Here is a 22004-nt window from a genome sequence, read left to right as displayed (position 1 = left end):
AATCGTTTACTTACTGTTTTAACATTTAATATCTTTACAATCTACAAGTCAATTGAAAAACACACATGAGTAACTTATTAGAAGTTAACCAAGTTTCTAAAAATTTTGGAAACTTTAAAGCCCTTAACAATGTATCTATTTCGGTTCCTAAAGGCAGTATTTTTGGGTTGTTAGGTCCTAATGGCGCAGGAAAAACAACTTTAATACGTATTATTAATCAAATTACCATGCCAGATTCTGGTACGGTGCATTTGGATGGTGCATTGCTTAACTCAGCACATATAAAAGATATTGGGTATTTGCCAGAAGAGCGAGGGCTTTATAAAACCATGAAAGTAGGCGAGCAAGCCCTTTATTTAGCCCAATTAAAAGGTTTGAGTAAAGCCGAAGCAAAAGAGCGCTTAAAATATTGGTTCGAGCGTTTAGAAATTGGCGATTGGTGGAACAAAAAAATTCAGGAGCTATCAAAAGGTATGGCGCAAAAAATACAGTTTGTCGTAACGGTATTGCATCAACCAAAACTATTAATTTTTGATGAACCGTTTTCTGGTTTTGACCCTATTAATGCCAATTTAATTAAGGATGAAATTTTACGTTTGCGTGAAGATGGTGCTACGGTTATTTTTTCAACACACCGTATGGAATCGGTTGAAGAGTTGTGTGACGATATCGCTTTAATACACAAATCGAACAAAATCCTAGACGGAAAATTAATCGACATTAAACGTCAATATAAAATAAACACCTTTGAAGTAGGTATTCATACAACCAATAATGAAGCCCTAAAAGCTGAATTATCACAAAAATTTGATGTGTCGTTAGCCAATTTCAAAACTTTGGAAGACGATTTAAAACTGAACATCAAACTTAATGGAAGGGATAAACCGAACGATTTATTAAACTTTTTAGCTGCAAAAGGCAACGTATCTCATTTTGTAGAATTGATACCAAGTGTAAACGATATTTTTATTCAAACCGTAAAAAACAATTAACAATTAGTAATCGTTAAAACCTAACACCCATAACCAATAACCCAACAATGAACCATTTACCACTTATAATAAAACGCGAATATTTAACGAAGGTTAAAAACAAATCGTTTGTAGTGATGACTATTTTAAGTCCGCTTATAATGATTGTACTTATATTGGTAGTGGCTTATTTATCGCAATTAAATAACGATAAAGTTCGTGTTATTACTGTGTTGGACGAATCGGGGTTTGTTAAAGATATCTTTGAAAACACCGAGCACACAACGTATCATGTTCTAGAAAATATGTCGCTTAAAGATGCTAAAAAGTTGACTGAAGAAACGGGGTCGGTTGGTTTGTTATATGTAGATAAGCCCAGTTCGATTGATGATGTTTCAAACCATATTAAGTTTTATTCGGAAGAATCGCCGTCTCTTTCTTTAATTTCAGATTTAGAAAACAAATTAGAGTATCAACTTACCGACATAAAACTTCAAGAAAACGGGGTGGATGTAGCTATGATTAATGCTTCAAAAATAAACATTAGCATTGCACAAGAAAGTTTTGCTGGTGAAAAAACATCTAAAATAGACAGCGTGATGAAACTCGCTTTTGGTGGTGCAGCTGGGTATTTGTTATTTATGTTCATTATTATTTATGGCAATATGATAATGCGCAGTGTGATTGAAGAAAAAACCAGTAGAATTATTGAGGTTATTATTTCATCTGTAAAACCAATACAATTGATGCTTGGTAAAATTATAGGAACCTCACTAGCGGGTATCACTCAGTTTGTTATTTGGCTTATTATTGGCGGAGTTTTGTTAAGTATTGTATCCTTTTTCTTTGGTGTAAATTTACAAACACCCCAGCAAGATATGGTGGAGCAAGCTATGACTAACCCAGAATTGAATATGCAAGTTCAAGATGTAATTAATGCATTTTATAACCTTCCTTTGGCTAATTTAATAATAGCATTTGTGCTATTTTTTATTGGAGGTTATTTGTTGTATAGTTCATTTTATGCCGCTATTGGCGCTGCAGTTGATAACGAAACCGATACGCAACAGTTTATGTTGCCCATAATTATGCCGTTAATTTTAGCAGTTTACATAGGCATTTTTACAGTTGTAGAAGACCCGCACGGAACAATTTCGGTTGTGTTTTCTTTTATACCATTAACATCACCAGTAGTTATGCTTATGCGTATTCCGTTTGGAGTGCCTTTGTGGCAACAATTGGTATCGTTATTGATATTAATTGCTACCTTTATATTTACTGTGTGGTTCGCAGCAAAAATTTATAGGGTAGGGATTTTAATGTACGGTAAAAAACCGAGTTATAAAGAGTTGGTAAAATGGATTAAATATTAAAATGAATCAAGAATTGGAAAAGATAGAAAAAGCTGTAGAAAAGAGCTCCTTTTGGAATGAGATAAAAGCCTTCCTTAATCAGCATTATGATTTTAGTGATAAAATCAGTATTTCAGTAAAAGATGTATTGATTATTATCACCGTTATTTTTGTTACAACCTTAGTTTTAAGATTTGTATTAAAAGTAATTACTAGAAAACTTCCTGAAGATGATAAAGGGAAGTTTAATGTAGTATTTGGCTATTTTAGATGGCTTATATATTTACTTATTTTACTAATGACTTTACATGCTGTTGGTGTAGATGTTACAGCAGTTTTTGCGGCATCTGCGGCGTTAATGATAGGTATTGGTTTGGCGCTTCAAACACTGTTTCAAGATATTATTTCTGGCGTGTTTATATTAGTAGATCAAACAGTTCACGTAGGAGATATTATTGAAATAGATGGTAAAGTAGGACGTGTTGAAGAAATAAAGTTAAGAACAACAAGAGCTGTAACTATAGATAATAAAGTGTTGATAATTCCTAATCATTTATATTTAGAAAACAGTTTATACAATTGGACACAAAATGGCGCAGACACAAGGGAAAGTGTTGATGTTGGTGTAGCTTACGGCAGCGATGTACAATTGGTAAAAAAGTTACTTATAGAAGCCGCATCTTCAATTTCAAGTGTGCTAGATAAAGACGATATTGCTGTACGTTTTACCAATTTTGGTGATAGCTCTTTAGATTTTAAAGTTGTTTTTACTATTGCAGACAGTTTCAATGCCAACGCAATAAGAAGTGAAGTAAGGTTTGAGATAGATCGACTATTTAGAGAAAACAATATTAGTATACCTTTCCCGCAACGCGATATTCATATTATTCAAAAACCAGATCAAAGTGTGAGTTTAAGGTTGGAACAATCTGAGTTTAATACCAATTTAAGTAAAGATTAATATCATTATTAAAAAAGACACGAATGGATGTCTTCATTTATACTCGTAAAAATTTAAAGTAATATGCCAAAAATATTAATAATTGAAGATGAAGCTGCCATAAGACGTGTGCTTGTTAAAATTCTTTCAGAAGAAAATGAATCGTACCAAGTTGAAGAAGCCGAAGATGGATTGGCAGGTTTAGAGAAAATTAAAAATGAGGATTATGATTTAATTCTTTGCGATATCAAAATGCCAAAAATGGATGGGGTCGAGGTTTTAGAAGGTACAAAAAAAATTAAACCAGAAATACCTATTGTAATGATTTCTGGTCATGGTGATTTAGATACGGCGGTAAATACCATGCGGATAGGTGCATTTGATTATATATCGAAACCACCCGATTTAAACCGACTTTTAAACACCGTTCGTAACGCTTTAGATAGAAAAGAACTGGTTGTTGAAAATAAACTGCTTAAAAAGAAAGTCAGTAAAAATTTTGAAATGATTGGTGAAAGCGCTGCCATTTCTCATATTAAAGATATTATTGAAAAAGTAGCACAAACGGATGCCCGTGTGCTTATTACGGGCCCTAACGGAACAGGAAAAGAATTGGTAGCCCATTGGTTACACCAAAAAAGTGAACGTGCCAATGGTCCTATGATTGAGGTAAATTGTGCTGCGATACCTAGTGAACTTATTGAGAGTGAGTTATTCGGTCATGTAAAAGGGGCTTTTACAAGTGCTGTAAAAGATAGGGCTGGTAAATTTGAAGCAGCCAACAGCGGTACTATTTTTTTAGATGAAATAGGAGATATGAGCTTATCTGCTCAGGCCAAAGTTTTAAGAGCGTTACAAGAAAGCCGTATACAGCGCGTGGGAAGTGATAAGGATATAAAAGTGAATGTGCGTGTGGTTGCAGCCACCAACAAAGATTTAAAAAAGGAAATAGCGGAAGGCAGATTTCGTGAAGATTTATATCACCGATTAGCAGTTATTTTAATACAAGTTCCCGCTTTAAATGATAGACGTGACGATATACCATTATTAGTGAATCATTTTGCTGAAAAAATAGCAGGAGAACAAGGTACTGTTAAAAAAATATTTTCAGATAAAGCTGTAAAATTACTTCAAGATTACGATTGGACAGGGAATATTCGTGAACTTCGTAATGTAGTAGAACGCTTAATTATTCTTGGAGGAACCGAAGTAAGCGAAACGGATGTAAAATTATTTGCATCGAAATTATAAAACTCAAATGCTAGGGTAAAAAAAAAACGAGTTCTTTAAAGAACTCGTTTTTTTAAGCTAGTTTATTTTACAAAGATTTAGTTTTTCTAAATAAGCCGTGTTTATATCTTTTGTGATATTTAAATAGTATGATTTAATGCCTGCAACATTTTCTGAAAGTAAAGCGGTATCATTTTTATCGTAAACAGGTAATTCAGAAGTGCTACCATACGTTTTTAAAACTTTATTACAGGTTGTAATATTAAGGTTTAGTGTAGCCTTATGGTCTTTTATGAGTATTTCTTTTTGTAATTGAAGTTCTTTGCTTTTTTGAGCATCAAGCTTTTTTAGTATTTCTTCTTCTTTAATCTTAAGAGCTAACCTTTGTTGTTCTAATTTGTCTTTTTCTTGTTGTAGCGCCTCTAGATCATTGCCTGCTTTTTCGGTAGTAGTTACAACTTTTTCTGATTCGGTATTTTTAGGAATTGTGTACTTATTTAATTCAGTAATTGAATTTTGAGTAATTTCTTTAGCTTTTTTTACAAAGTAACGACCGTCTTCATAGGTAGTTGTTTTTTCAACTTTTTCAATAAGTTCCATAGCATTGTAAGCCAGTTCAAATGCCGTATTGCAACCGCATTTTTTTAAATTGATTTTTGCGTCTCTAAAAGATTTTAAAGACTTATCTGAATAATATTTTAAATGTTGGATATTATTAGATTCGTAGGCATCTTTAACGTTTGAATAGGCATAAATAAGATTTGAATCAGCATCGGCACACGCAGAATTTTGTCCTTGAAACTCTGAATACACAATAAAAAGGAGAAAAAATAAGTAAATTTTTTTCATGGTAGTTTGGTTAAGTTAATAAGTAGGTTGAACGAAAGTAATAAAATTTTCCAAATAGATAACCTTCTTAAAGAATTTATTGTTTTAGTATATTTATAAAAATTATTACTAACTCTAAAGATTTATGAAAAATTTTTCACCTCAAGATTTTAAAATAACCTCAAAAATAGCTCTAAAAAACAGCCAAACAAAACTAGTAATTGATAAAGCAGATGACCAATTAAAAGACCTTAGAAAAAAACTAGGAAAACTTCAAGATACCATGTATGCCCATGGAAAATATGCGGTATTGGTTTGTTTACAAGGTATGGATACAGCTGGTAAAGATAGTTTAATACGTGAGGTGTTTAAAGAGTTTAATGCAAGGGGTGTGGTGGTACATAGTTTTAAAGTGCCTACAGAACTAGAGTTGAAACATGATTATTTATGGAGACATTATATAGTACTTCCTGAACGTGGAAAATTTGGTGTATTTAATAGAACACACTATGAAAATGTGTTGGTAACCCGAGTACACCCCGAATATATTTTAGGTGAAAACATTCCAACAGTAAACACCGTTGAAGATATTGATGATGCTTTCTGGGATACCCGTTTTCAACAAATAAATAATTTTGAAAAACATGTAGCCGAAAATGGTACGATTATTTTCAAGTTCTTTTTAAATCTTTCAAAAGAAGAACAAAAACAAAGGTTACTCCGTCGTTTAGATAAGCAAGAAAAAAACTGGAAGTTCTCTCCAGGCGATTTGAAAGAACGCAAACTATGGGATAACTACCAGGCTTGTTATGAAGATGCCATTAACAGAACATCAAAGTCGCATGCACCGTGGTACACCATCCCTGCAGATGATAAAGATTCTGCGCGCTACATGGTGGCTAAAATTATGTACGATACCCTGAAAAAATATGACGATATACAAGAACCTGAGTTGGACGATAAAATAAAAGCAAATATGTCTTCGTATAGGCAAGAATTAGAAAGTGAATGAGTTTTATAGCTTTATTAAGTGTTTTTTATGATTTCTTTTAGAGGTCTCCCCTTTTATAAATACTATTTTTAGCCTAAAATTGAATAATGTTATGATAAAAATTTTTACAGTATTATACTGTCTTTTTATTTCAATAGGGTTAAACGCCCAAACCGATGAAGCAATTTTAAAAAACATATACAACACCTCTTTAACTAACGGTAAAAGCTACGAATGGTTAAACCATTTATCGAACCAAATAGGTAGCCGTCTATCGGGTTCTTTAGGAGCTGAAAGAGCCGTGGCATACACAAAAGAAGAACTTGAAAAATTAGGTTTAGACAAGGTTTGGTTGCAGCCTGTTATGGTTCCAAGATGGGTGCGTGGCGCTAAAGAATATGCCTATATAGAAACAACACCGGGTAAAACCAATACAATAAATATTTGTGCATTAGGAGGTTCGGTAGCAACTCCAGCACTTGGAATAAAAGCAAATATTGTTGAAGTTAAAAACTTTGAAGAATTAGAAGCCTTAGGAAAAGCCAATATAGAAGGAAAAATAGTTTTCTACAACCGCCCCATGCAGCCAGATGTAATGAACACTCATGATGCTTATTCAGAAGCTAATAATCAGCGTAAAAAAGGTGCGGAAGAAGCTTCAAAATATGGTGCTGTAGCTGTTATTGTTAGGTCTTTGAATTTACGCTTAGATGATTTACCTCATACAGGTAACATGAGTTACGGCGATTTACCATTAGAAAAGCGTATTCCAGCAGCAGCCATAAGCACTAATGATGCTGAAGTATTAAGCACCATGTTGCAGCTTGATAAAAATATAAAACTCTATTTCAAACAAAACTGTAAGCAATTAGCAGATGTGCAATCTTATAATGTTATTGGAGAAATAACAGGGAGCCAGTTTCCAGATGAATACATGGTTGTTGGCGGACATTTAGATTCTTGGGATTTAGGAGATGGTTCGCACGATGATGGGGCAGGGGTAGTACAATCTATGGATGTGTTACGCTTACTTAAAGAAATAGGTATAAAACCAAAACGCAGTATAAGAGTTGTGTTATTTATGAATGAAGAAAATGGTAAACGTGGTGGAATAAAATATGCCGAAGATGCCAAAACAAAAAAAGAAAACCATGTGTTTGCTTTAGAAAGTGATTCGGGAGGGTTTACACCAAGAGGTTTTTCTTTTGATTGTAGTGATGCTCAATTTAATAAAATAACACAATGGAAACCTTTATTTGAACCTTATATGGTTCATTACTTTGAAAAGGGTGGAAGTGGAGCAGATATTGATTATCTTAAAAATAATACCAATGTTTTAGTTGGTTTATTTCCAGATTCGCAGCGCTATTTCGATTACCATCATGCGGGTAACGATACCTTTGATGCTATTAATAAACGCGAATTAGAATTAGGTGCAGCGACTATGACAGCCTTGGTATATTTGTTTGATAAATATGGTGTGAAATAATTAATATTGAAATACTAAATACCTAAAACCCATTAAATGAAACCATTCATATATATCTTTATTTTAGTATATTCTGTGATTACAATGGCTCAAACAAAAGACACATTACCTTATTATGAAATTCCTGAATACGATGAAGCGTACACAGCAAATTCAGTAACTGCTAGAATGATTGATGGTTTGGGCTTTAGATATTATTGGGCTACCGAAGGTCTGCGTAATGAAGATTTAAATTATAAACCCAGTGCATCTGGGCGAGAAACTATAGAAACTATCGAACATATTTACGGTTTATCTAAGTTTATTCGTAACAGTATTTTAAGAGATAATAAAGACACAAATAAGACAGAACTTTCTTTTGAAGAAAAACGCAAACAAACATTGATGAACTTTAAAGCGGTATCGGATGTTTTGAGAAATACTGAAACTTCTTTTCAACTAGAAAATACCGAAGTACCATTTTGGAATATTGTTAACGGACCCATTTCAGATGCGTTGTGGCATTGCGGACAAGTGGTTTTATTGCGGCGTGCTTCTGGAAATCCTTTTAACTCTAAAGTGAATGTTTTTAGCGGGAAAGTTAGTGAGTAACATTAATTGTTTTTCTTACTTTTAAATGCTTTTATGGTGGATGTTTCTGAAAAAATTAAGCATGATGTCTTTTCTTAAAATATTTAATAACAACAAATATTAATGATAAAGTACTTATAATTATTACTGTAGCAATGATTTCATTAATTGCTAAATTTGATTGAAAATGCAGGATAGCGATTATATAAAGTATTGGAAAAACGCTTTTAAAGCCTTCTTCTTTTTGTGTCATATTAGTTTTTATGGTTTATAGGTAACTTAACCACCATTTGCTTTTATTTTCAGCTTTATAAATCATATATTTTTTACAGAAAGGATAAAGTAGAAATATAACACCTGTCCAAACAAGATACACTATAAAAAGCGAATAGCCGTAATTTAATAGTTTTGCATTGGCAAATACTTCTTTGGTTAAAATCATATCTTGCCAATTTCCACCAAATATTAATATGCCAATGATAGCCAAAACATGAATAACCAAAACATGTAAAAAATAATAGAATAGTGGTACACGCCCAAAGACCAAAAAGAAATCGGTTAATTTGTTTTTTACGGTTTCTATATTGTATAAGAATAGTAGGGCAGGACCAATAGTGATTAAGATATATGTTAATGAAGGTGGATATTTAGTAAGGTTGAAGAATGATAAAACGGTATAAGTAGTGTCTTTTTGAACTGTCCAAGGCACTAAGTCACCATAAACATTAATGCCTCTTAAAATGAAAAACAAGGTAATAGACCCGGTACCTAAAATTATTAGCCATTTTTTTCTAATATCAATATTAAAGTCTTTGGTGTAAAGTTGCCCTAAACAATAACCTAAAGCCATAAGTCCAATCCAGGGTAATACAGGATAAAACACACCAATATCATTATTATTTCCAAAAGGTATGAAATTGGGCTGATGTAGGATATACCAAACATTATCTATTAAACTATTACCATTTCTAACAATGCCATCTAAAGCATTATGTCCAAAAACAATAATCAATCCAATAGCTAACAACACTTTTTTCGGTAAATAAATTAGAAAAGATAGAACTACCATACTAAACCCAATGGCCCAAATTACTTGAAGAATAACTCTGCTATAGCTTAGGTCGAATTTCCAGATAAGATTGTTCACGACAATTTCTAACAGTATTAACCAAAGACCCCGTGTTAATAAGAATTTAAATAGCTCTGTCTTTGTTTTTTTACTGCCATATAGAAAGGCCGAGGTTCCTGCTAAAAATACAAATACGGGCGCACAATAATGTGTTATAAACCGTGTAAAAAACAAAATAGGTGTTGTGGTTTCTAAATTAGTGGGGTCGCTAAAAAAAGCCCCGTAATGAAAATAATCTCTAACATGGTCTAATGCCATGATAACCATAACAACGCCCCTTAAAATATCGATAGATTCTATTCTATTGGTTTTTAGTGCCATATGCGTTTTTGCTACTTTACAGTATCGTTAAGTTGTATATTGTCAATATATTAACGTAAAACCATTGCCTTTTTCATGTTCTTTATTATTGTTTTCCTATGCCAATGTATTGTTGAAAAGCAGTTATTTTTCCATTATTTAATGTCCAAAGGTGAACAACGGTAGTTTTATAGGTTTGCTCTGTTTTTTTAGATTTACCATCGTAATTGAGTGATGCCAATACTTTGTTATCGCCAAGTCCTGCAAGTTCTATGTTTTCCAGTTTAAAATACTCGTTATCCTGTCCAATTCTTCCAAAAACACCATTCAAAATAGCTTCAGGACTAGAGTAAGGGTTGCCATCTGAATAGGAACTACAGCTTGATTCATTCCATTGGATATTAGGATCCATCATTCCTAAAACGGCTTCTATATTACCTTCTCCAAAATTTGTATAGAGTTGGTTAATAATAGTTGCGTTTTCAGGATTAGGGGAAAGACCCAATTGCTGCATAAATAGGGTGTTATCCATAAAATCTTGTTCTTGGGCAATTTTGCCATCTTTCATTTTAGCTATTGTAACGCCCTCAATATCTACCGATTTTTCTGTTGCTGGAATACCAAAGAAATCACCTGTGTGTTTTCCCTTGAATTTCCAATGTTTCACAATATTATCACCTTGACCAAAAATATCAACAACTGTAAATTCAATATCAGAAAATCCAGTTATGAAGTTTTGGTAATAGGCCTTGAAATTCTCAATGCCTACAACATTTTCTGGACTAGCTATCATAGTTATGTCCTCGGTGAAATTTGTATTGTTAATGAGGTCTAAGTTGCCATCGTTAACAATATGGTTCCAAGTATCGGAATACATTTTTATGTTTTTTTCAATTTTTGTATTATTACAAGATACCATGCTAAGTCCAATAATTATAAGAAATAGTGTTACTGAATTTTTCATTTTGATTGGTTTTTAAGGGTTATTTTAAACAGTGAATAAAAGATAATAATCATGATGCACATACTTTGGGTTGTACAAAATGTGAGATGACTATAAGTAAATAGGGTTTTATTTTGTTTTAAAAATTTGAAAAATCTAAAAGGTGAATTTTTCATGAAGTCTTCTTTATAATTTAGATAGTTAAAAAAGACTTAGGGGAAATCTCTTATAATATTAAAGAAAATATTGAATATTAGCAAATATTTTAAACTATATTCATAAAACATGTTATGAAAGCAAAAAAAATGCTTAACAACTGTTAAGCATTTTTTAATAACTAAGATTTAATATGGAATTTATTTAATCAATTCCTTTTCTTTTTTAGAAGTAAAATCTACTTCAATTTGATTGTTCATAATATCTTCAAAGGTCTCTCTTTTTCTAATAAGGTGTGCTTTCTCTTTGTACCATAATACTTCTGCAGGACGAAATCTAGAGTTATAGTTACTAGCCATTGAAAAGCAATAAGCACCCGCATTTTTAAAACATAATACATCACCTTCATTAATTTCATTGATACGACGGTTATTTCCAAAAGTATCAGTTTCACAAATATATCCAACAACCGTGTAAAAACGTTCACGTCCTTTTGGGTTTGAAATATTTATTATTTCGTGGTGAGAACCGTAAAACATAGGGCGTATTAAATGGTTGAAACCAGAGTCAACTTGTGCAAAAACTGTTGAGGTTGTTTGTTTAATAGCGTTTACTTTAGTTAAAAAGCTTCCGGATTCACTCACCAAAAACTTACCTGGTTCGAAAGCCAATGTTAAATCTTTGCCGTATTCTTTACAGAAATCATTAAATTTTTTAGATAATTTTTCACCTAATTCTTCAATATTAGTTTCAATATCACCTGGTTTGTAAGGTACTTTGAAACCAGAACCAAAATCAATAAAATCTAAATTTTTAAATTGTTTTGCGGTTTCAAATAATATTTCGCTAGCATATAAAAACACTTCAATATCTAAAATGTCACTACCCGTGTGCATATGAATACCGTTAATAGTCATTTTAGTATTTTCAACAATACGCAAAATATGAGGTATTTGATGAATAGAGATGCCAAATTTAGAATCGATATGTCCTACCGAAATATTCGCGTTTCCTCCAGCCATAACGTGCGGATTTATACGAATACAAACAGGGGTTTTTGGGTGTTTTGTTCCAAATTGTTCTAATATAGAAAGGTTGTCAATATTAATTTTAACACCAAGTTTTGCTGCTTCTTCAATTTCATTTAAAGAAACACCATTAGGCGTGAAAATAATTTGATCTGGTAAAAAACCAGCAGCCAATCCTAATTGCACTTCTTGTATAGAAACGGTATCTATTCCAGAGCCTAATGAGTTAAAAAGTTTTAATATAGATATATTAGATAATGCTTTAACAGCATAATTTATTTTAAGACTTTTTACAGCTTTAAAAGCATTCGTAAGTCTTTTGTATTGACTTTCAATCTTTTCGGCATTATAAACATAAACCGGACTCCCAAAATCTTGTGCTATTTTAAGCAATTGATTTTCCAACATAATTTTCAAAATTTTTGCCAAAGATATTTCTTTAATATCAATAAAAAAGAAATAAATAAAAAATTAAACAAATTAAACAAAAAGTTAATTATCTAACAATTTAAAAAACTTTAATTCAAAATAAGCGTTTTAGTAATTAATTATTAGGGTAAGTAAACATGATTATTTACATTTGCCCTTCTTAAACTATTTAGCAAATTATGAATTTACACGAATATCAAGGTAAAGAAATATTAAGCAGCTTTGGAGTACGTATCCAACAAGGTATTGTTGCTCAAAATGCACAAGAAGCAGTAGCCGCTGCAAAACAATTAACTGCCGAAACAGGTACAAGCTGGTATGTTATTAAAGCACAAGTTCATGCAGGTGGCCGTGGTAAAGGTGGCGGTGTTAAACTTGCTAAAAACCTTAAAGAAGTAGAAGAAATTGCAGGAAACATTATTGGAATGGATCTTGTTACACCTCAAACGTCTGCTGCAGGTAAAAGAGTGCACCAAGTGTTGGTTGCTGAAGATGTTTATTATCCAGGTGAAAGTGAAACAAGTGAGTTTTATGTTTCTGTATTATTAAACAGAGGCACAGGTCGTAATATGATTATGTATTCTACTGAAGGTGGTATGGATATTGAAACTGTTGCAGAAGAAACACCTCATTTAATTTTTACTGAAGAAATAGATCCTTCAGTTGGTATTTTACCTTTTCAAGCAAGACGTGTTGCTTTTAATTTAGGATTATCTGGTACAGCTTTCAAAGAAATGACAAAGTTTGTTACCAATCTTTATACCGCTTATGTGAAATCTGACGCTTCTTTATTTGAAATCAATCCAGTTTTAAAAACAAGCGATAACAAAATTTTAGCTGTAGATGCTAAAGTTACTATTGATGATAATGCACTTTACAGACATAAAGATTATGTAGATTTACGTGATATACGTGAAGAAAGTGCAATTGAAGTTGAAGCTGGCGAAAAAGGCTTAAACTATGTAGATTTAGATGGTAATGTTGGATGTATGGTTAACGGTGCTGGTTTAGCAATGGCAACCATGGATTTAATTAAACAAGCAGGTGGTGAGCCAGCAAACTTTTTAGATGTTGGTGGTACTGCAGATGCGGCTCGTGTTGAAGCGGCATTTAAAATCATATTAAAAGATCCAGCTGTAAAAGCTATTTTAATCAATATTTTTGGTGGTATTGTACGTTGCGACCGAGTGGCACAAGGTGTTATTGATGCTTACAAAAACATGGGAACTATTAATGTACCAATTATTGTACGCTTACAAGGAACGAATGCTGATATTGCTAAAGAATTAATCGATAATTCTGGTTTAGCTGTATTAAGTGCAACTGAATTTCAAGAAGCGGCAGATAAAGTACAGCTAGTATTAGCTTAATAACTTCTGCGAAAGTGGGAATCTTAATACAAAAGAGCAACGTTAATCGTTGCTCTTTTTGTTTGTTTTAGAATGTAATAAACTTTTCTTCTTTTTAAATTTTTTCTGTGGTACTTTCGCGGAAGCTTCGCCTTGTTCAGTTTCGGACTTGGTGTTCGAACCTTTTTCTTTATTGGTATTTTTATCTGGCATCGGCCCTCTTAAATGAATAACCAAGCCATTTAAAAAGTTTCTTAGAATTTGGTCGCCACACTCCATATACTTCGGATGGTCTTCATTTCTAAAAAAAGCACCCAATTCACTTTTAGAAATTCTAAAATCTACGAGCTCTAAAATCTTTACAATATCATCATCCCGAAGCTTTAAGGCAACACGTAGTTTTTTTAATGTATCGTTGTTTGTCATATCTATAATTTTTTAATTTATATACGGGTTACCGTTTATCGATAATGCATTTAAGAAGTTACTTTTCTAGCGTTTTTGTAATTTTTTGTAAAGATACCCTAATTATTTATTTTGATTCACTTAATTTAATATTATTTATATGAAATTAAATTATTGATAATCAGATGTTTAGTTCGTAATTTTTTAAGTTAATATCAAAAAATTGTTATTAAAAAAGCATCGAATTTTTAGTGTGATAATTTTTTTTATTGATGAAATAAATAAAATTTACGACCAACTACGTTTGGGTTTTCGATAAGTTACATATTATCCACGATTATTAAATTACTGTTGTGCGTATCTTTATAAAGTAATTAATTAATCCCTCAAGACATGATTAATAGAGTAGAAAAACTAAGTCTTCTATCCGAAATGATAGCTTTCGCTAAGTACGATAAAGACATAAAGCATATAGAATATAACTTTTTGTTAGGCGTTGCTAAACAGCTTGAAATTTCGCGTGAAGATTTTGATTATCTGATCGAGCACCCAATTAACTATATTCATTTAAAATCGCATAGCGAGCGTATTGTTCAATTTCACAGATTGGTGTTATTAATGAACATTGATGGAGATAATGGTGATAACAATTCTAAAAACGCCATCAAATTATATAACTTTGGATTGCGTATGGGGTTAAGCCACGAATCGATAACCAAAGTGTTATATTTAATGGAAAGTTTTCCTAATAAAATAGTTCCACCAGACGTATTAATAGATATTTTTAAAACACAATATAATTAAATAGTACCTGCTAAGTTTTAATTTCTAACGTGTTTTAATAATTTGACCTACTTAGGTTATAGAAAAGCTAAACGTTTTAAACGCTTAGCTTTTCCATTTTTGTTTGATACGCTTTAATCTCATCACGTAATTTTGCAGCTACAATAAAGTCTAAAGCTTTTGCTGCTTCTTCCATAAGTTTACGTTTATCACGAATTTTCTTTTCTAATTCTGGTTTGGTTAAATAGGCGCTTTCTGGTTCGGCTGCTTTTGCGGCTTCTAATTCGTAACTATAGGTACTTATCGAATTTTTGGATAAAGCATTATCCAAACTTTTGTTTAGTGCTTTTGGGGTGAGGTTGTATTTTGTATTGTAGGCTATTTGTTTTTCGCGTCTGTAATTGGTTTCATCAATTGTTTTTTGCATGCTGTTTGTAATTTTGTCGGCATACATGATGGCTTTGCCATTTAGGTTTCTAGCGGCTCTACCAACGGTTTGTGTAAGTGAACGTGCCGAACGTAAAAAACCTTCTTTATCGGCATCTAAAATAGCAACCAAAGATACTTCGGGTAAATCTAAACCTTCACGCAATAAGTTTACACCAACCAAAACATCAAATAAACCTTTTCGTAAATCTTGCATGATTTCTACCCGCTCTAAAGTATCCACATCACTATGTATGTAGCGACAACGAATTTGAATTCTGTCAAGATACTTAGTCAATTCTTCTGCCATGCGTTTGGTTAGTGTGGTTACCAAGGTGCGTTCATCTTTTTCCACACGTTGTTGAATTTCTTCAATTAAATCATCAATCTGGTTTAAACTGGGTCGGATTTCAATAACGGGGTCTAGTAAACCTGTAGGACGAATTACTTGTTCTACATAAATACCGTCCGATTTTTTAAGTTCATAATCAGCAGGTGTTGCACTTACATAAATAACTTGGTTTTGGATGGCTTCAAATTCTTCAAACTTTAAAGGCCTGTTATCCATAGCAGCGGGTAATCTAAAACCATATTCTACTAAGTTTTCCTTTCTGCTTCGGTCGCCACCATACATGGCGTGCACTTGTGAAATGGTGACGTGGCTTTCATCAACCACCATTAAATAATCGTCTGGAAAATAATCGAGTAAACAAAAGGGGCGTGTTCCGGGTAAACGCCCATCTAAATAACGGGAATAGTTTTCTATACCAGAACAATAGCCTAATTCACGAATCATTTCTAAATCGAACTCGGTGCGTTCTTTTATTCGTTTTGCTTCTAAATGTTTGCCAATTTCTTTAAAATAATCGTGTTGTTTTACCAAATCATCCTGAATTTCTTTGATGGCACCTTGCAAAATATCTGGCGAAGTAACAAACATATTTGCCGGATAAATAGTCAGCAAATCGTATTTTTCAATAACTTGATTGGTTTGAATGTTAAAGGATTCCATATCTTCAATTTCATCACCAAAAAAGTGAATTCTAAAGGCATCATCGGCGTAACTTGGAAAAACATCTACCGTATCTCCTTTAATTCTGAAATTTCCATGATTGAATTCCCCTTCGGTACGCGAATACAAACTTTGTACCAATTGATGCAATAGTTTAGTTCTAGAAATAACTTGGTCTCTTTCTAAAGTAATCACGTTTTTTTGAAACTCAATAGGGTTTCCAATACCGTAGATACACGAAACCGATGCTACTACCAATACATCTCGTCTGCCAGAAAGTAGGGAAGAGGTGGCACTTAAACGCATCTTCTCAATTTCTTCGTTTATAGATAAATCTTTTTCTATAAAAACACCCGATACGGGAATGTAAGCTTCTGGTTGGTAATAATCGTAATAGGATACGAAATACTCTACCGCATTATTTGGGAAAAATTGTTTGAATTCTGAGTATAATTGAGCTGCTAACGTTTTGTTATGCGCTAAAACTAGAGTTGGTTTTTGAACTTCCTGAATTACATTGGCAACCGTAAAAGTTTTTCCAGAACCTGTTACACCAAGTAATGTTTGGTATTTTTCTTTGGAATTAATACCTGCAACCAGTTGTTTTATGGCTTCCGGTTGATCTCCAGTTGGACGAAATTCTGATTCAATTTTAAACTTCATTTTGCAAAATTACACAAAATAAATGTGTTACCGCTTTAAAGCAAAGTGTCCTTTTACATCAAAAGCATTTCCGTTTTGAATAACTTTTGCAACAAACCAATAATCATCTGATGGCATATTTTGTCCATTAAAAGTACCATCCCACCCAATTGATGTATGAGGCAAGGTTTTAAGTAATTTACCATACCTATTATAAATATAAACAATGGTTCCCGGTAGCTGGTTGATGCCTACAATATGCCAAGTATCAAAATAACTATCGTTATTTGGTGTGAAAAATTTAGGGATGTCTATTACAACAACTTCAGTATAAACGTCTTCACAACCGTTTAAATCTCTTATAGTTACTATATGAACACCAAATGTTACATTTTCGAATACATTTGATGTTTGGGGTTCGCCATCATCTAAAATGAAAACATAATCGCCTATACCACTAATATCAACGGTAATACTGTTTGGGTCTGCAAAATCTACTGTTGTTGTAAAGTTAATGTTAGCAGCTTCTGATTCTATAACTTTAAAAAAATGGGTATATGAACAATCATTTGAAATAACATGCGGAGTTGTAGCAGTTACCCAATAATCACCTATTTGGGACGCATCATTTAATATAATTTGTGGGGTTGTTGCTCCTGTAGACCATAAGTATGTGTCATTTGGGTTTCCAGTATAGGCATCAATAACCAATGGTAAATTGTTTAAACACAATGGTACTATATCATTAACAGGTATAATTGGAAGCGGGTTTACAATGGTTGAAAATTGAGTAACATCGTAACAACCTGTTGCATTGTTTTCTATTCTTGCATATATAATTTCACCATTAAAAGCTGAATGCAAATTACCTAGAGCATTAGTTCTAGCTTCGGCATTTGCTGAATCATTATAATAAGTAACTGTATGTGCATTTGCATTTTGTGTTCCTAATATGGCGCTTGCAGTTGCTGATAAATTAAATTCGAAAAAGCCATCAAAATCATCATCGCAAGAAATTAAACCAGATGTTGTATTGGCAATTGGATTTGGGTTTATTTGTAAATTAAATGCTTGTACAATAAAACAGCCCGTTGTATTATCTGAAACCCTCACATAAATGGTATGATTGCTTGCTGTATAATTGTAAGTGTTTGGTAAAGGATTTATATTGGTATCTGCATCATTTTGAGTGTTATGATATGAGATTGTAACACCATTTGTATCATTAACAATCATGTCGTTTACCAATGATAAATCATAAGTATCCGTATCATTATCACATATTTGAATAGTTCCAATAGTGTTGGTTGGTGCAGGTAAGTTTACAATAAGTTCTAAAGGAATTACACTGTAGCAACCAGTTAAGGTGTTTGCAACTTTTATATAAACGGTTTTAGAATTTGAATTATAATTTGAAGGGTTTGGGATTTCATTTGAATTATCCAAGCCATCATTTGGGTTAATATCGCTTAAATTTTCAAAATAATTTGTAATAAGATTGCTTTGAACTCGGTCGTTAATTTCAAAATCGGCAGTTTCTAAATTGAAAGGAGTTATACCATCGTAATTAGCATCACATTCTATTAAAGGTGCTGATACGTTGGAAATGTCTGGTGCTGCAATAATGTTTATACCCAATTCTTCAATAATAAAACATAATGAATCGCTACTTTCAATCCGTACAAAAAGTGTTTGTGGGTTTGTAGCATTGGTGTATTGATTTGGTAAAGCATTTGTATTAGCTTCAGCTTGCTGACGTGTTAAGTGGAATGAGATATTTAAATTATCTGTAGAACCTTGTGCTATTTCATTTCTTTTGTCATTTAAATTGAAAATATTTTTACCATCGTTACTGGCATCATCACAAACCAAATAATCTTCAAAATTCACATTGTAAATGGGATCTGGTGATACTTGTAATATAAACGACGAAGTACCAAAACAGTTAATATCGGTTATGTTTTCAACCTTTACATAAATGGTTTGTGGGCTTGTTTTATTTTGATAGATCGTGCTTTTATCTATACGAATTGTTAAAGCGGCATCTTCAAAATAAAACACCTCTTTTCCTGTTTGGCCGTTTAGTATTTCGGTGTCTTTTTCAGATAATAAAAAATCTGCAAAACGATCGCCATCATCTTCACAAACTTGATAATTACTTATTACAGGAAAGTTAGGTAAGGTATTAATAATGACTTCAAAAGGTTCAATAGCATAACAACCTGTTGATGATAGGGCGTCTTGAACCCTTATGTAAAGTGTTTGTGTATTTGAATTATAGGTTGTTAAATCGGAATCTGGAATTGGGTTTACATCCGTATTGGCATCGTTTAAAGAGGTGTGGACGCTAATATTTAAACCTGTTCTATCGGTTACTGCTTCGTCAATTTTATTATTAAGATTAATAATGTAGAATCCATCTGGATTACCGTCGGAATCATCACATTCTATTATGTCTATGGGTTGTGTTGTAGAAGGTGCTAGCAATATTTCAATCTGAAAATAATTTATGGTAAAGCATCCTGAATTTATATTTTCAATGCGTGCATATAATGTTTCTATGGGTTGTGTACTAGAAAACGAAGTGAGTTCATTATTATTGTCATCGGCGTCTTGAAATGATAAAAAATATGAGACTACAAAATCTGAATTGCCGTTGGTAACAGTGTCATCTAAGGAATGTAAATCTATATCCACAAATCCATCATCATCTGTGTCACAATAGGGTAATGGGCTGGCAGGGTCAAAAAATAATATTGGGTTAACTAAAAGCGTTATATCAGAAACATCATTACAGCCTGTATCGGTGTTAACAATTCTAATATACAGCACTTTTGGACTTACAGCGTTGTATGGCGTATTTTTATCAATAGGGTTGGTGTTAGCGTCCCTATCAGATTCAGATTCATAAAAGGTAACCTGAATAGGAAAAGGTAAATCATTTGCTATTTGAGCTTCAACAGAAGTAAGATAAAAATCGGCAGCATCATTTCCATCTTCATTGGTGTCGCATAATGCATAATCGCCTGTATCTGTAGCTGTTAATAATAAATTAGTATGAATCTCTAATGGTACAATAGATGCACACCCTGTACTATTATCTTCAACCCTTGCATAAATGGTTTGTTCTTCGGGGTTTATGTTTTGGTAATTAGTAGTGTCTGCAATTGGGTTTGTGCCAGTTTGTGCATCATCATAACTTTCATGAAAGGTAGTTGTAACATTGGTTAGACCACCTTCAATATCTGCAATTATTTGTGTTAAATCAAAATCAGCAAATCCATCATGGTCGGGATCACAAGCATCTAGATACCTAGTATCTCTATCTACTATGGGGCTTACAGTAATGTTAACGGTTAAAGACGTGGTGTTTATACAACCAGTTTGTGTGTTAGTTACACGTGGATATACAGTAAAACTATAAGGAGTATTACCAATATATGGTGTTCCTAATGGGTTGCTGCCAGTATCGGCATCGGTAGAAGAAGAGTGATAGGTTACGGCTAAATTACTTTGCCCGTTTGTAATTTCATCATCTTTTTCATTTAGATATACAATGGCGTAGCCATCAGGGAAATCATCACTATCACAAACTTCTAAAGGTGTTGGATTAACAATATTTGGAGTTTGATTTACAACTAGGTCAAAAGTAGTATATGAAAAACAGTTACTGTCTAAATCATCAATTCTCACATAAATAGTTTGTGGATTTGAGGTATTTGGAATAGGTGTCGTAATTGGGTTAATATTGCTTCTGGCTTCTAAATCCGAATAATGGTAACTGAATGTGTAATTGGAAAAAGGAATATTGTTAGCAAGTTCAACGCTTTTTGTTGAAAGGTCAAACACTTCAGTGCTATCACCACTAGTATCATCGCACAGTTGATAATTGGTTATAGGAGCAATAGGCTCTTCTGTATTAAGTACTACAACAATCTCATCTTCTTCTACGCAAGTATTACCGTTTAGAGACACAGTTACTTCTACTTTATAAGTGCCATTTTGAATGACATCTAAAGTTGGATTTACCGCACCAACAATTAAATTGTTATTTAAATACCATTGGTAAAAGGCAGAAGGATTTTGTATATCTGCATTTAAAGTCACTAAGCTGGCACAGGTTGTAATGTCCTCGCCTAAATCTAGAATTTTAAAACTATCACCCTCAATAAAAACGGCAGAATCTGACTGAATGTCATTTTGGTCTGCAATAATCAATTTGATATGATATTGTACATATGGCGTTATGGTTGCCGAAGCAGTTAGTATCGTTGTTCTTCCATTATAGTTTGTATCACCCATATTATAGCCATCGAAGTATTGTGGATTTTGAGCTGGACAAATAGGGCCGCTACTTCCATAAATTTCATCATGAATTGTATTGGTGTTTACAGGTGTATTTACCGTACCTGGTACTATGGCTATATTTTCATACGGGTTAGTTGTGTTAGCTTCTTTTATAAGAAATACAAAACCATCGGAAAATTGGCATGGATTGATGCCAAAATATTCTTCCGAAGCTAATAAATAATTGAATTGAAGCTGATTGGAAATGGAAACAATATCAAATTCTATAGAGGTAGCATTTAAGGTGTTGGTAATACCTAATGCAGTTTCTAAATCGGGGTCAGTTCCCCAATTTGAAGATCCTTCACTTAAGGTGGGAGTTATAACACCGTTTCCTCCAGATGTGGCATTTCCTGTAGAAAGCATGATACCATTTTGAAACGGGAAGTTAGAACTGCCTCTTTCAAAATAGGCATAACTTGAAAAACCACTGGTACTTCCGTTAACCGATGATGTGATGTTTGTAATATCAACACAACTATTTTTAACTAAGTTGTCTTCTATAAGTTGTTGTAAACCAACAGTTCCATCAACTGTTATTTGTTGGGAAAATATGAGGTTACTGCCACAAAAAAGTAGAAGTAAAATAAGGTAGTTATGTAGGTTTCTTTTCACTTTGCTTTATTTGGGTAAAAAAACATGCTAGTGCTAGATTAAATAGATGCGAAAAATAGATAAATTTTA

At 32.8% G+C, this 22004-nt stretch carries 16 protein-coding genes; 9 read left to right on the top strand and 7 right to left on the bottom strand.

Annotated elements, in window-relative coordinates; translation table 11 throughout:
• Positions 1–65 precede the first annotated feature (65 nt).
• The 4 genes from VP395_RS14105 (at position 66) to VP395_RS14090 (ending at position 4514) form a co-directional block, all read left to right on the top strand.
• A complete protein-coding gene (locus VP395_RS14105) occupies positions 66–992 on the top strand; it encodes an ABC transporter ATP-binding protein (protein WP_346242663.1) in 927 nt (308 codons plus the stop codon).
• A gap of 47 nt (positions 993–1039) precedes the next feature.
• On the top strand, positions 1040–2344 hold the full coding sequence (locus tag VP395_RS14100) for an ABC transporter permease (protein WP_346242662.1): 1305 nt from the start codon (positions 1040–1042) through the stop codon (positions 2342–2344).
• A gap of 1 nt (position 2345) precedes the next feature.
• The gene (locus VP395_RS14095) at positions 2346–3284 is read left to right on the top strand and encodes a mechanosensitive ion channel family protein (protein ID WP_346242661.1); all 939 of its coding nucleotides are present in this window, start codon (positions 2346–2348) and stop codon (positions 3282–3284) included.
• Between the two features lie 63 nt (positions 3285–3347).
• A complete protein-coding gene (locus VP395_RS14090) occupies positions 3348–4514 on the top strand; it encodes a sigma-54-dependent transcriptional regulator (protein ID WP_346242660.1) in 1167 nt (388 codons plus the stop codon).
• Between the two features lie 57 nt (positions 4515–4571).
• Here the strand turns inward: VP395_RS14090 and VP395_RS14085 are convergent, their stop codons facing one another.
• The gene (locus VP395_RS14085; protein ID WP_346242659.1) at positions 4572–5342 is read right to left on the bottom strand and encodes a hypothetical protein; all 771 of its coding nucleotides are present in this window, start codon (positions 5340–5342) and stop codon (positions 4572–4574) included.
• A 124-nt stretch (positions 5343–5466) separates the two neighbouring features.
• Here VP395_RS14085 and VP395_RS14080 point away from each other — a divergent pair, with 124 nt between their 5' ends.
• From VP395_RS14080 to VP395_RS14070, 3 genes are all read left to right on the top strand, one after another.
• Complete coding sequence (locus VP395_RS14080; RefSeq protein ID WP_346242658.1) at positions 5467–6333, top strand: PPK2 family polyphosphate kinase; 867 nt, start codon at positions 5467–5469, stop codon at positions 6331–6333.
• 91 nt (positions 6334–6424) lie between these two features.
• The gene (locus VP395_RS14075) at positions 6425–7801 is read left to right on the top strand and encodes a M20/M25/M40 family metallo-hydrolase (RefSeq protein WP_346242657.1); all 1377 of its coding nucleotides are present in this window, start codon (positions 6425–6427) and stop codon (positions 7799–7801) included.
• A 36-nt stretch (positions 7802–7837) separates the two neighbouring features.
• Positions 7838–8392, top strand: coding sequence for a hypothetical protein (locus tag VP395_RS14070; RefSeq protein WP_346242656.1), 555 nt, complete (start codon positions 7838–7840; stop codon positions 8390–8392).
• A 247-nt stretch (positions 8393–8639) separates the two neighbouring features.
• On the opposite strand, the gene VP395_RS14065 is transcribed toward VP395_RS14070, so the two are convergent.
• From VP395_RS14065 to lysA, 3 genes are all read right to left on the bottom strand, one after another.
• On the bottom strand, positions 8640–9821 hold the full coding sequence (locus VP395_RS14065; RefSeq protein ID WP_346242655.1) for an acetyltransferase domain-containing protein: 1182 nt from the start codon (positions 9819–9821) through the stop codon (positions 8640–8642).
• A gap of 85 nt (positions 9822–9906) precedes the next feature.
• Positions 9907–10764, bottom strand: coding sequence for an ester cyclase (locus VP395_RS14060; protein WP_346242654.1), 858 nt, complete (start codon positions 10762–10764; stop codon positions 9907–9909).
• A gap of 335 nt (positions 10765–11099) precedes the next feature.
• Entirely contained in the window at positions 11100–12335 is a 1236-nt protein-coding gene (gene lysA / locus VP395_RS14055) for a diaminopimelate decarboxylase (protein ID WP_346242695.1), read from the bottom strand.
• Between the two features lie 200 nt (positions 12336–12535).
• Here lysA and sucC point away from each other — a divergent pair, with 200 nt between their 5' ends.
• Complete coding sequence (gene sucC, locus VP395_RS14050) at positions 12536–13726, top strand: ADP-forming succinate--CoA ligase subunit beta (RefSeq protein ID WP_346242653.1); 1191 nt, start codon at positions 12536–12538, stop codon at positions 13724–13726.
• A gap of 42 nt (positions 13727–13768) precedes the next feature.
• Here the strand turns inward: sucC and VP395_RS14045 are convergent, their stop codons facing one another.
• Entirely contained in the window at positions 13769–14131 is a 363-nt protein-coding gene (locus VP395_RS14045; RefSeq protein WP_346242652.1) for a DUF1456 family protein, read from the bottom strand.
• A gap of 372 nt (positions 14132–14503) precedes the next feature.
• Between VP395_RS14045 and VP395_RS14040 the strand changes: the two genes are divergently transcribed.
• A complete protein-coding gene (locus VP395_RS14040) occupies positions 14504–14914 on the top strand; it encodes a TerB family tellurite resistance protein (RefSeq protein WP_346242651.1) in 411 nt (136 codons plus the stop codon).
• Positions 14915–14990: 76 nt separating this feature from the next.
• Here the strand turns inward: VP395_RS14040 and uvrB are convergent, their stop codons facing one another.
• Entirely contained in the window at positions 14991–16994 is a 2004-nt protein-coding gene (gene uvrB, locus VP395_RS14035; protein WP_346242650.1) for an excinuclease ABC subunit UvrB, read from the bottom strand.
• A 27-nt stretch (positions 16995–17021) separates the two neighbouring features.
• Positions 17022–21935, bottom strand: coding sequence for a T9SS type B sorting domain-containing protein (locus VP395_RS14030; protein WP_346242649.1), 4914 nt, complete (start codon positions 21933–21935; stop codon positions 17022–17024).
• Positions 21936–22004 lie beyond the last annotated feature (69 nt).

It is taken from the genome of Mariniflexile soesokkakense (assembly GCF_039650365.1).
Classification (GTDB): Bacteria; Bacteroidota; Bacteroidia; order Flavobacteriales; family Flavobacteriaceae; genus Mariniflexile; species Mariniflexile soesokkakense.
The sequence above is the reverse complement of the archived record's forward strand: the minus strand, read 5'-3'. Positions and strand labels throughout refer to the sequence as shown.

Excerpts from the sequence above, each read along its gene's own strand:
- VP395_RS14060 (WP_346242654.1), bottom strand. The coding sequence starts at position 10,764 with ATGAAAAATTCAGTAACACTATTTCTTATAATTATTGGACTTAGCATG.
- sucC (WP_346242653.1), top strand. The coding sequence starts at position 12,536 with ATGAATTTACACGAATATCAAGGTAAAGAAATATTAAGCAGCTTTGGA.
- VP395_RS14040 (WP_346242651.1), top strand. The coding sequence starts at position 14,504 with ATGATTAATAGAGTAGAAAAACTAAGTCTTCTATCCGAAATGATAGCT.
- VP395_RS14095 (WP_346242661.1), top strand. The coding sequence starts at position 2,346 with ATGAATCAAGAATTGGAAAAGATAGAAAAAGCTGTAGAAAAGAGCTCC.
- VP395_RS14100 (WP_346242662.1), top strand. The coding sequence starts at position 1,040 with ATGAACCATTTACCACTTATAATAAAACGCGAATATTTAACGAAGGTT.
- VP395_RS14070 (WP_346242656.1), top strand. The coding sequence starts at position 7,838 with ATGAAACCATTCATATATATCTTTATTTTAGTATATTCTGTGATTACA.
- VP395_RS14065 (WP_346242655.1), bottom strand. The coding sequence starts at position 9,821 with ATGGCACTAAAAACCAATAGAATAGAATCTATCGATATTTTAAGGGGC.
- VP395_RS14080 (WP_346242658.1), top strand. The coding sequence starts at position 5,467 with ATGAAAAATTTTTCACCTCAAGATTTTAAAATAACCTCAAAAATAGCT.
- VP395_RS14045 (WP_346242652.1), bottom strand. The coding sequence starts at position 14,131 with ATGACAAACAACGATACATTAAAAAAACTACGTGTTGCCTTAAAGCTT.
- uvrB (WP_346242650.1), bottom strand. The coding sequence starts at position 16,994 with ATGAAGTTTAAAATTGAATCAGAATTTCGTCCAACTGGAGATCAACCG.
- VP395_RS14105 (WP_346242663.1), top strand. The coding sequence starts at position 66 with ATGAGTAACTTATTAGAAGTTAACCAAGTTTCTAAAAATTTTGGAAAC.
- VP395_RS14090 (WP_346242660.1), top strand. The coding sequence starts at position 3,348 with ATGCCAAAAATATTAATAATTGAAGATGAAGCTGCCATAAGACGTGTG.
- lysA (WP_346242695.1), bottom strand. The coding sequence starts at position 12,335 with ATGTTGGAAAATCAATTGCTTAAAATAGCACAAGATTTTGGGAGTCCG.
- VP395_RS14075 (WP_346242657.1), top strand. The coding sequence starts at position 6,425 with ATGATAAAAATTTTTACAGTATTATACTGTCTTTTTATTTCAATAGGG.
- VP395_RS14085 (WP_346242659.1), bottom strand. The coding sequence starts at position 5,342 with ATGAAAAAAATTTACTTATTTTTTCTCCTTTTTATTGTGTATTCAGAG.